The sequence below is a fragment of the Streptosporangium sp. NBC_01639 genome (assembly GCF_045209755.1).
In the GTDB taxonomy this organism is placed as follows: Bacteria; Actinomycetota; Actinomycetes; order Streptosporangiales; family Streptosporangiaceae; genus Streptosporangium.
The window spans coordinates 139,251-148,756 of sequence record NZ_CP109272.1 but is presented as its reverse complement, the minus strand read 5'-3'; the positions used below and the strand labels follow the sequence as shown (position 1 = coordinate 148,756).

Here is a 9,506-nt window from a genome sequence, read left to right as displayed (position 1 = left end):
TGGACGCCCTGGAGCGCGACGACGATCCATTAGCACGCCGCCACGCACCAATGACTCAAGGCCGTCACGCGAAGCCACAGAGCAAGAACACTGCCATTCGGGGGACTGTGCAAAAACAACGGCTCCGGCCCACTTTCGGTGGTGACGGAACGTGTGCATCAAGCTGATGTCGCGGAGCTAGGCGGTTTCCCTGCCGGACGCATGCGAGACGGCGCGGTCGCCGGTGCCCCTACTCGCCGGGCCATTCCGCGAGACCCTTGTGACGGGTTGATTCGTCTCCAGGGCGCCTTCATCACCTGTGACCACGCTTGGTCACCGCCGAAAGTGAGCCCGCGCCGAAAAAGACAGAGCCGTTCACTGGACGGGCCCAGGTCGCGCTTCGGCCGAGGTGCCTGAGCCCAGTTCGGCCTCGCGAACGGGCCTGCCTTGTTTTTCGATCGCTTCCTTGATGTGCTCGCGCAGTCCTTCGGCGTATACCAGCCAGTGCGAGACGCGGGCAGTACGAGCGAGCTTGAGGAAGGTGATCTTCTCTTCGGCCTCGAACATCTCCTTGAGGGCCTTGAGTACTCGACCTCGCTTGATCTCGCTGTCGCGTGCTCTGGCCTCACGCAGCACCTGGGCCGGGGTCCGTTTGGCTGGGGCCCCGTCCGACGTTCTGTCGCGGATCTTGTCTGAGGAGGTGACGTCGGCGTCTTTGAGCACGGGTCACGTCCAGCGGAGTGGTGTATGAGTTGATCTCCGCGTGATCCTGTTTCTGCAGGTTAAGCGGTAAGTGTCTGTGGGATGGGGTTCTGCTGCGGTGTGTCGCCGCAGATCATGCGTAGCCGGGTTTTGGCCAGCACGTCCAGGCCCATGTAGCGGCGGGCCTCGGTCCACTCGTCGGTCTGCTCGGCCAAAACCGCACCGATAAGGCGGACGATCGAGCTGCGGTCGGGGAAAATGCCGACCACGTCGGTGCGGCGGCGGATCTCCTTGTTCAGCCGCTCTTGCGGATTGTTCGACCAGATCTGCTTCCAGATCTCCCGTGGGAACGCGGCGAAGGCCAGGAGCTCGTCGCGGGCGGCATCCAGGTGCTCGCACGCGGCCGGATACTTGGCCTCCAAGGCGTCGATCACCCAGGCATGCTGGGCACGCACCTGCTCGGCGGTGGGCTGGTCGAAGATGGTGCGCACCAGCGTGGCCACCCACGGCTGCGCGCTCTTGGGCACCGTGGTGAGCAGATTGCGCAGGTAATGAGTGCGACAACGCTGCCAGGAGGCGCCGGGCAGAGTCGCGCCGATCGCCCCGACCAGCCCGGCATGGGCATCGGAGATGACCAGCTGCACCCCGGAAAGGCCGCGGGCGACCAAGCCGCGCAGGAACGCCAGCCAGCCGGCGCCGTCCTCGGCCGAGGTGACCTCCAACCCCAATATCTCCCGATTGCCGTTGGCGTTGACCGCGGTGGCCACCAGCACGTGCACGTTGATGATCCGCCCGCCCTCGCGGACCTTCTGCGTCAGCGCGTCCAGCCACACGAACGCATACGGGCCCGCGTCCAATACGCGGGTGCGAAAGGCCTCCACCTGTCCGTCCAGCACCTTGGCCATCTCTGAGACCTGGCTTTTGGAGATGTGTTTGATGCCGAGCTGTTCGACCAGTTTGTCCACCCGTCGTGTGGAGACCCCCAATAGATAGGAGGTGGCCACCACGCTGATCAGGGCTTGTTCGGCGCGGCGGCGGCGCTCCAGCAGCCATTCGGGGAAGTAGGAGCCCGAGCGCAGCTTCGGGATCGCCAGCTCGACGGTGCCGGCGCGGGTGTCCCAGTCACGGGACCGGTAGCCGTTGCGCCGGTTGATGCGCTCGTCGCTGCGGGTGCCGTAGTCGGCGCCGCACAGGCCGTCGGCCTCGGCTGACATCAATGCCTCGGCCATGGTCTTCACCATGGATCGCAACAGATCCGAATCCCCGTGCTCGATCTGCTTCGCCAGCCAGGTCGCGGGGTCCACACTGTTGTTCACGGCCATCGCTTTCTTCTCCTTCGATCATGGTTTCGCAACCTGAAGGATCACGCGATGGCCGTCCTCATTTCACGACGCCACGCCATCTAGCTGGGGAAACTCATACACCACCTCCGTGGACGCAACCCGTGGTGGTGCCAGCCACTCCAGGTACGGCCCTCGAAGTGATCCAGGCCCAGCCCGGTCTTCAGCTCACGGTAGTCGTGCTCGATGCGCCAGCGGATCTTCGCCATTCTCACCAGGCGCCGCAGCGGGATATCGCCGGGCAGGGTGGACAGCCAGTACTTGGTCGGCTCGCTCTCGCCTGGCGGCCATTCGGCCAGCAGCCAGCACACCGGCAATTCCCCGCCCGCATACGCGCGGCGGATCCGTACCCCCGCCGGCCGTACCCGCAGCGCGGCGAACCGCGAACGCAACGGCCCCTTGGACCCCATCCGCCAGCGCACCGTGTGCAGCGCGCGCCGCCCGCCCTCTGCCACCAGCTGCCGGGCGCTGATCCGCCGCTGCCGGTAGCGGGGCACCGGCCGCCGCCCGGTCCCCGCATACGGCGCGACGCTGCGGCAGGCCCCGGCCTCCAGCAGCGCGGTATCGGAACGCACCCCCACCACATAGCCGATGCCGCGCTCGGTCAGGCCCAGGCGAAAGGCCCCGTCTTGGCCATAGCCCTCATCGGCGACCACCAGCGGTGCCTGCAGCCCCCAACTGCCCAGCTCGTCGATCATGTCCAGCGCCAGCTGCCACTTGGGCACATGACCGACGTCGGCGGGGATCCGGGCCCGGCGCCGGCGTGCCGCCACCGCGGCCGGATCCTCCGTGCGCGGCGCGGCCGCATCCCACTGCTCAGGCACGAACAACCGCCAGTTCACCGGGCAGGACGCGGCATCGGTGACCAGATGCACGCTCGGCGCGACCTGGCAGTTCGCGGTCTTACCCAGCGCCCCGCAATACTGCGCGGCCACCCCCGGCGACTCCTGGCCGTCCTTGACAAAGGACACATCATCGACCACCCAGGCGGCCGGGCCGATCGCCGCGTCCATCCGCCAGGCCAGCTCGGCCAAAACCAGCTGATGCGACAAGCCTTAGAACCCAAGCGTCCGCCACAGGGTCAGTTTTCACCCGTCGTCGACAACATGCGTGGGGAGGACGCCGTCACGTTGTAGCCCGCTTCGCCCAACGCCGGCTCACCCCCACATGCGTGGGGAGGACGAAGCGGGGCATGCGATTGACCGGTGCTTTCACGGCTCACTCCCACGTGGGGGTGAGCCGCGGGGGTGTCGCTCTACGGGCAGGAGCCAGGTGTCCTCCCCGCGCACGTGGGGGCGAGCCGAGTTCGCCGCGATTAGCATGCCGACCGATGACGTCCTCCCCACGCATATGGGGGTGAGCCGGAGACGGAGTACGAGACCAGGTTCCACGGGGTGTCCTCGCCACGCCTGTGAGGGTGAGCCGGCAGGCGAGAAGCGCGATGTCAACGCAGTGATGTCCTCCCATGCCCGTGGGGGTGAGCCGGGTGCACGCTTCCGCCCTCATTCTGGGAATTCCTCCTGGGGTCACCAACAGCCGGCGGAACGCGGACAACTTCGTTGCTCAGCGGCTCGGATACTTCACTGTCCACCGCCCATTGGCGGAGGGAATCCGCGCCGAGCAGGAGACGACATCCTGGATCCTCGTTATCGTCGATCGCTGCCGCTGGCCTGAGGAGAACACGTCATGTTCGATGCCGAACTCCGCGATGAGCTGCTGCGCCGCATGGAACGCGACCAGGCGGTACGGACCGCGGCCCCTATCGGCGAGCCTCTGTCTCGGGAGCTCGACCAGGAGTGGGATGCCGTCGATACCGGTAACACCGCGTTCCTCAAGCGGGTGATCGCTGAACGCGGCTGGCCGGGCAGGGACATGGTCGGCGAGGAAGCCGCACACGCCGCATGGGTCCTGGCCCAGCACGCCGACCAGGATCCGGAGTTTCAGCGCGGTTGCCTGCCGCTCCTGAAGGCCGCTGTCGATGCGGGCCAGGTCACACCGTCGGAGTGGGCATATCTCCTCGATCGCGTGTGTGTGGCAGAGGGCCGCTCTCAGGTGTACGGCACCCAGTACTGGACGCAAAACGGGGTGTTCGGGCCCCGGCCGATCGAGGATCCCGATCGTCTTGACGAACGATGTGCCGAGGTCGGCTTGGCCCCGCAGGCCGATTACGACCGCACGATGCGTGAACTGTATGAGTGACGTTGCCGGCCTGGACGTCGGCGGTGCCGGGGGACTTACCGGGGGTCGCCGCTGACGACCTGCTGGACGGAGGCGGTCAGTCCGCTCTCGCGCAGGATCTGCTGCATGGTCGTCTCCAGTGGGCTGTCCTCCCCGATGACCGTCTCGCCGCCCTCCGGCAGCAGGTCGCGTTCCACATACCATTCGCGCATCTGCTCGCCGCTGAACTGTGAGCGCTGCGGCCGGGTGGTGTGCCGGCGCAGCGTTTCGGCCAGGGAGACGTCCAGGTAGAAAAAGGAGCTCGGCCCGGTGTGGTCGCGGCGCAGCGCGGCCAGCATCGGCGCGTACCGGCTCGCGTACAGGATGCCTTCGATCAGGACGTGGTAGCCGCGATCCAGGCAGTGGCGGGCGATGGTGTCGATGAGCTCGATGTTCGCTCCGTCCGGTACGTCACGCTCCCGGAGGATGTCGCGCCGGATGGCGTCCTGGCTGACCACGGCCAGGTCGCGGTCGCGGGTGGCCTGCAAAGCTCGTGCGGTGCTGGTCTTGCCTGAGCCGGAGTTGCCGCGCAGCACGATCAGGTGGGTGGAACCCCGAGAGGTGCATTCGGTGCGCATCAGGTCAGCTTAGTGAAGCCCATCCGAATCGGCCGGTGAATCCCTCCCACTGAACGCCTGTACATGACCTTTTGGGACGCCAGGAGGAAGACGACTCGGAACGGCTATAGATGTCATTCATGGCACCCGGCCTCGATGCGGTCAGAAAAGTTCTTCCTGGGCGCCCACGACAACGGGGAGGCGTTTGGGTGCCACACCGGCGGCGGCGTCCAGGTGACGCAGGGTGGGCCACCGGCGCGTTCTGCTGTTCTCCGCGAGGATGCGACGCAGCACCAGAGCGGTGACCTCCACATCCGGCATCGCCCGATGGCGGTCGACCGGTCTCGGGATGCGCAGATGCTGCAGCACTTCGTCGAGAGCGTGGGAGTTCAGCTCTGGGTAGGCAAGGCGGGCCAGGCGAACGGTGTCCAGCAGCGAGATGGCCGCGAGGGTCGGGCAGTGCTCCCGCTGGTGGGCGATCAGATTCGCTTCGGTGCTGGCGTGGTGGGCGATGAGCCGGTACGGCGGTGCAGTCAGCATGGCGTCCAAGGCGGCCATGACGGGCCCGGGTCCGGCCGCATCGGCCAGCATGGCGGCGGTGATGCCGGTCTGGCGGACGTCGAAGGCGGTCACCGGTACTCCGGCCGGTGGTTTGATCAATGCCTGGAAACGCCACGACTCCACCAGTTCATCCCCGTTGGAGACCAGCGCCAGGGCGGCGACCTCGATCGGGACGGCCGGCCGCCCCGCAGGCGTCAGCGCCTCGAAGTCGATGACCACGTAGGTGAGCGCGGATCGGGCGACGCTCCGGTCGCCGGCTGGTCTTTCGCCGGCCGACGAAGAAAGCCGGCGCGTCTTGTTCATACCGGGCCCCTCACTGATCATTCGACGTGGAGGAGACGGCTTCCGATGTGCCTGTGATCGGTAGTTGGCGGTTGTGAACGACAGATGGCGGATGTAGGTTGGGTCGGCCTGTGCAATGTCACCATGATCGGCTCTGGTGGCGTTGGCCGATTGTTCTGGGGAAACTCAGGTTGGTGATAGTGGCCCCGTGCCGCTGTCGCATCGTGCCGCTGAGCTTCCCCCCGTACGCCACGTCGCTGTCCACCGCCGTGGCCAATCTGGACCCAGTGCGAGCCCTTCCCTCGGCTCGGCGCCGATCTCATATGGCAGGAACAACTCCTCTAGCCCGCACCGATCCGAGGGCACCGCAGGTGTTGCGCGCACAGTCACCAACCGAACACAACACACGATCAGTGGTGGCGCGATTACTTCTCGATGAACGAACTCAAACTGAGATCAAACGTCTCTCAGTGGCGCCCATCTGACGGTTCCAAGGCGCCAACTATCGATCACCTCACCGAGGGTTGAGGATCTCGGTGATCCGGAGGAACCCGTCGGTGCCGTGGCCCCGTCCGATGGCACGGCGCGCCAGGCCTTCGGCCGCACGCATCACGCCCGCGTCGATGCCATGGGCCTCGGAGGTGTGGACGATATGGGCCATGGACGACACCGCCGAGGTGATCGGGTTGCCTTCGCCGGAGAACCTACCGCTGTCCACGTCCTCCACAGCCTGCTCGAAGATCGGCGGAAGGATCGTGCCGATTCCCTTGGCGAACGGTGCCAGTTCCCGCGCGGTGACCCCCTCGGCCCTGGCCACCGCCAGCGCGTGTGCGTAGCCCGCCATCGCGGTCCAGAAGATGTCGAGCAAGGCAATGTCGTATGCAGCCGCCCTGCCGATGTCCTCGCCGAGGTGGGTGTGGGTGCCTCCCAGGGCGTCCAGCGTCGGTCGGTGCTCGCGGTAAAGCTCCTCAGGACCGCTGTGCAGAAATACCCCGGCCGATGTTCCGATGGTCGTGATCGGCGTCATGATGGCACCATCCAGGTACCCGAAGCCGTGCTCGGCCGCCCAGGTCGCGTTGTCCCGGGCCCGGTCGGGGGTGTCGGCGGTCAGGTTCACGACAGTGCGCCCCTTGAGCGCGTCGGTGACTGCGCCACGCCGCACAATGGCGTCCACCGCGTCATAGTTCACCACGCAGACCACGGTCAAACTGCTCGCACCGACCGCCTCTTCGGGCGATCGAGCGCCGACCGCTCCCCGCTCGGCCAACTCCCCATCCTTGCCCGGCGTCCGGTTCCATACCGTGGTCCGCAGGCCGGCGTCCAGGAAGGCGCCAGCCAGGGCCCGACCCATCGGCCCCAGGCCGAGCACGGTGACGGCAGACTGTTCAACGTGTGAGGTCATGCCTCAGCTCCTCGACAATTAGCAAACAGTGATGAATGGGATGACGATGACGCGCAGCCGTGCCCAGGACCCGAACGTCTGCGGCGTGACCGCCGCGATTGCCGTGATCGACGGCAAGTGGAAGACGATATTGCTCTGGCTCCTGGAATCCGGTCCGCGCCGCCCCGGCGAGCTACGCCGGCGGCTGCCGGGCCTCACCGAGAAGGTGCTGACTCAGACGCTGCGGGAGATGGAGGCCGACGGACTGGTCCACCGGGAGGTGCACGATGTACGGCCGTTGAAGACTGTGTACTCTCTGACCTCATTCGGCCATGAGCTCTCCGAAGCGCTGGCACCGCTTTCCGACTGGGGCCATCGCCGCCTGGAGAAGCTGGCCGCATCGCAACCAGTCTCTTGAAACACCGCCAACCTCCCCATCTCATCTGGATGTGAGGGCCCTTCAGCCCGCACGACCAAGCATCCGGCTGCCATGGGCCGGTCGACAAGTACCCACAAAAAGGTGGCTACCGCAGGTAGCGCGGAGTACTGGTGTGGCTACGCCAACTATCGATCACAACCGCCAACTACCGATCGCAGGCACACGAGGGTGGTGCCGTCCCCGATTGTTATCGGGGAGGCCAGGAAACCGCGATCTTGATGTGGCGTTTGGTCACAACGGGACCGTTGAGGAGTTGATCGTCGGTATTCACCGGATGGATCGTGTACTGCGGGCCAGGACCGTGGCGGTGGTCGCGGTCCCATGCCCGCACGAGGTCGGCCAAGGTGTCCGCCAAAGCGGGAGCGTCTGGACCGAACGCGTGGGTGCCGATCTCGACAGTGTCCTCGTCCGGCTTGCGCCTCGTGAGGTAGGCGAAGCTCTCCCCGTCGACGACGGCGTTGCACATCACGTAGTTGAACGGGTTCGCGAGGGCGGCGGCCACCTCCTCATCCTCGTTGTCGAAGGACAGGAGACAGGAACCGGAGTGGGTGGTGGCCAGCCAGGTCTGGAGCGTATCGGTCCACTCGCCGGTCCGGATCGTGACTCCTGTCCATGTTCCTGCCTGCCCGGCCTCGAACACGCGCTCCAAGACGTCGGGGTCTACCGGGCAGGGTTCCTCATCGAAGCGCAGCCGTACCTTCCCCCCGCGCAGCGGTACCCAAAGCCGCGGCCGTTCGCCGGCCCCTTGCATCGGGACGAAGCCGCACAACTTCTTCGACGTGCTCACCAGTCGGCCGCCGGACTTGATGAAGCCGATCGAGCGGGTAAGACCCCGCACCCGTAGCGGTGCTGTGAGCGTTCCTCCCTCGACAAGCTGCTCGATCCAGGCCGGCGGGACGTCCGCGGCCTCGACCGTCACCACGATCGCGTCGAAGGGCGCGTGCTCCGGGCAGCCGAATTCCCCGTCGCCGAGCACCACGTTGATGTGCGCGTATCCGGTCTCCTCCAGTAGGCGGCCGGCCCGGTTCGTGATGTCGGCGTCGATATCGAGGGTGGTGACCTGGCCGTCCGGTCCGACGATTTCGGCGATCACCGCGGCGTTGTAACCCCCCGATCCCACCTCTAGAACCCGCATGCCCCGCGTGATCCCGGCCTGCTCCACCATCTGGGCCTGGATCTGCGGCGCCGACACCGAACTGATCGCGGTTCCGTCCGCGGCCCACTTCGTCCGGACGACGGTTTCGGCTTCATACGCCTCCTCCAGTGTCGCCTCGGGGGCGAACACATGCCGGGGCACACGAAGAAACGCCGCAGCGACCTCGGCTCTGCGGATCGCCTCCAACTCCCACAACCGGCCGACCATGGCCGCCCGCAGCGATTCGTCGGTCTGCGGGATCGTCTCGGTGTCCATCTCGCCGACGGTAGTACGGCCGGCGCCTGTCCTGAGGAGGGATACGCCGTCTTCCTGCTCGGCCATGGCTCCTCTTTCCGTCGTTCGGCTGAGGTGTTTTACGTCGCGTGACGATCCCCATCCGAAGGGTGGACGGATGTGCAGGGCGAGTTCGGTCCTTCGGCTGCCTGGAGGTGCGGCTTTCCGGTCGGGTACGCCGACCGGACTGCGGCATACGGGGAGCCCTGCCGGTAGTTCTCGACCCCGGCCGCCGTGGAGGGGTAGGTGTTCGGCGGGAGCCGGTCGAGAGGGAACCACCCGATCTGGGCGCACTTGTGCGGTTCGGCGTTGACCGGCTCCCCGACCCAGGTGCGGGCCTCGAAGAAGACGCCCAGGCGGGCCTGCTCATCCGCGTTGCGAAAGTGGCACAGGTGGGCGAAGCGTAGATCACCGGTGGTGAGCCTGACACCGACCTCCTCGAAACCCTCTCGGATGACGGCTTCTTCGATGGTCTCGCCCTCTTCCAGGTGCCCGCTGGGCAGGTTCCACCAGCCGTCGGCGTAACCGGTGCCCTGGCGTTGGGCCAGGAGCACCTGGCCGTCACGGACCAGGATCAGCATGGCGTCCACGATCGTCCGATACCGCATGGTGTCCCCTC

9 protein-coding genes and 1 pseudogene are annotated in these 9,506 nt (G+C 66.5%); 2 read left to right on the top strand and 8 right to left on the bottom strand.

What is annotated here, in order from left to right:
• Positions 1-354: 354 nt before the first annotated feature.
• The 3 genes and pseudogenes from OHA77_RS00705 to OHA77_RS00695 all read right to left on the bottom strand — a co-directional run.
• Positions 355-702, bottom strand: coding sequence for a DUF6262 family protein (locus tag OHA77_RS00705; protein ID WP_406315300.1), 348 nt, complete (start codon positions 700-702; stop codon positions 355-357).
• Positions 703-761: 59 nt separating this feature from the next.
• A complete protein-coding gene (locus tag OHA77_RS00700; RefSeq protein ID WP_406315298.1) occupies positions 762-2,003 on the bottom strand; it encodes an IS256 family transposase in 1,242 nt (413 codons plus the stop codon).
• A gap of 122 nt (positions 2,004-2,125) precedes the next feature.
• A pseudogene (locus OHA77_RS00695) lies at positions 2,126-3,058 on the bottom strand (IS701 family transposase); the annotation flags it as partial.
• A gap of 649 nt (positions 3,059-3,707) precedes the next feature.
• Between OHA77_RS00695 and OHA77_RS00690 the strand changes: the two are divergent.
• On the top strand, positions 3,708-4,220 hold the full coding sequence (locus tag OHA77_RS00690) for a DUF6624 domain-containing protein (protein ID WP_406315296.1): 513 nt from the start codon (positions 3,708-3,710) through the stop codon (positions 4,218-4,220).
• A 35-nt stretch (positions 4,221-4,255) separates the two neighbouring features.
• On the opposite strand, the gene OHA77_RS00685 is transcribed toward OHA77_RS00690, so the two are convergent.
• The 3 genes from OHA77_RS00685 to OHA77_RS00675 all read right to left on the bottom strand — a co-directional run bounded on the left by OHA77_RS00685 (position 4,256) and on the right by OHA77_RS00675 (position 7,040).
• Entirely contained in the window at positions 4,256-4,816 is a 561-nt protein-coding gene (locus OHA77_RS00685; protein WP_406315294.1) for an AAA family ATPase, read from the bottom strand.
• 141 nt (positions 4,817-4,957) lie between these two features.
• Positions 4,958-5,659, bottom strand: coding sequence for a PolC-type DNA polymerase III (locus OHA77_RS00680; RefSeq protein WP_406315293.1), 702 nt, complete (start codon positions 5,657-5,659; stop codon positions 4,958-4,960).
• Positions 5,660-6,152: 493 nt separating this feature from the next.
• Positions 6,153-7,040 carry an NAD(P)-dependent oxidoreductase gene (locus OHA77_RS00675; protein WP_406315291.1) on the bottom strand — a complete coding sequence of 296 codons (888 nt, stop codon included), beginning with the start codon at positions 7,038-7,040 and terminating at the stop codon, positions 6,153-6,155.
• 31 nt (positions 7,041-7,071) lie between these two features.
• Here OHA77_RS00675 and OHA77_RS00670 point away from each other — a divergent pair, with 31 nt between their 5' ends.
• Positions 7,072-7,437: a helix-turn-helix domain-containing protein gene (locus tag OHA77_RS00670; protein WP_406315290.1), complete on the top strand. Its 366-nt coding sequence runs from the start codon at positions 7,072-7,074 to the stop codon at positions 7,435-7,437.
• Positions 7,438-7,645: 208 nt separating this feature from the next.
• Here the strand turns inward: OHA77_RS00670 and fxlM are convergent, their stop codons facing one another.
• Positions 7,646-8,869 carry a methyltransferase, FxLD system gene (gene fxlM / locus OHA77_RS00665; RefSeq protein WP_406315288.1) on the bottom strand — a complete coding sequence of 408 codons (1,224 nt, stop codon included), beginning with the start codon at positions 8,867-8,869 and terminating at the stop codon, positions 7,646-7,648.
• A 98-nt stretch (positions 8,870-8,967) separates the two neighbouring features.
• Entirely contained in the window at positions 8,968-9,495 is a 528-nt protein-coding gene (locus tag OHA77_RS00660) for an NUDIX domain-containing protein (protein ID WP_406315287.1), read from the bottom strand.
• Between the last annotated feature and the right edge of the window lie 11 nt (positions 9,496-9,506).

Bases quoted from the DNA above. Each gene is read 5' to 3' on its own strand.
- OHA77_RS00670 (WP_406315290.1), top strand. From the start codon at position 7,072: ATGAATGGGATGACGATGACGCGCAGCCGTGCCCAGGACCCGAACGTC.
- OHA77_RS00685 (WP_406315294.1), bottom strand. From the start codon at position 4,816: ATGCGCACCGAATGCACCTCTCGGGGTTCCACCCACCTGATCGTGCTG.
- OHA77_RS00680 (WP_406315293.1), bottom strand. From the start codon at position 5,659: ATGAACAAGACGCGCCGGCTTTCTTCGTCGGCCGGCGAAAGACCAGCC.
- OHA77_RS00700 (WP_406315298.1), bottom strand. From the start codon at position 2,003: ATGGCCGTGAACAACAGTGTGGACCCCGCGACCTGGCTGGCGAAGCAG.
- OHA77_RS00675 (WP_406315291.1), bottom strand. From the start codon at position 7,040: ATGACCTCACACGTTGAACAGTCTGCCGTCACCGTGCTCGGCCTGGGG.
- OHA77_RS00690 (WP_406315296.1), top strand. From the start codon at position 3,708: ATGTTCGATGCCGAACTCCGCGATGAGCTGCTGCGCCGCATGGAACGC.
- fxlM (WP_406315288.1), bottom strand. From the start codon at position 8,869: ATGGACACCGAGACGATCCCGCAGACCGACGAATCGCTGCGGGCGGCC.
- OHA77_RS00660 (WP_406315287.1), bottom strand. From the start codon at position 9,495: ATGCGGTATCGGACGATCGTGGACGCCATGCTGATCCTGGTCCGTGAC.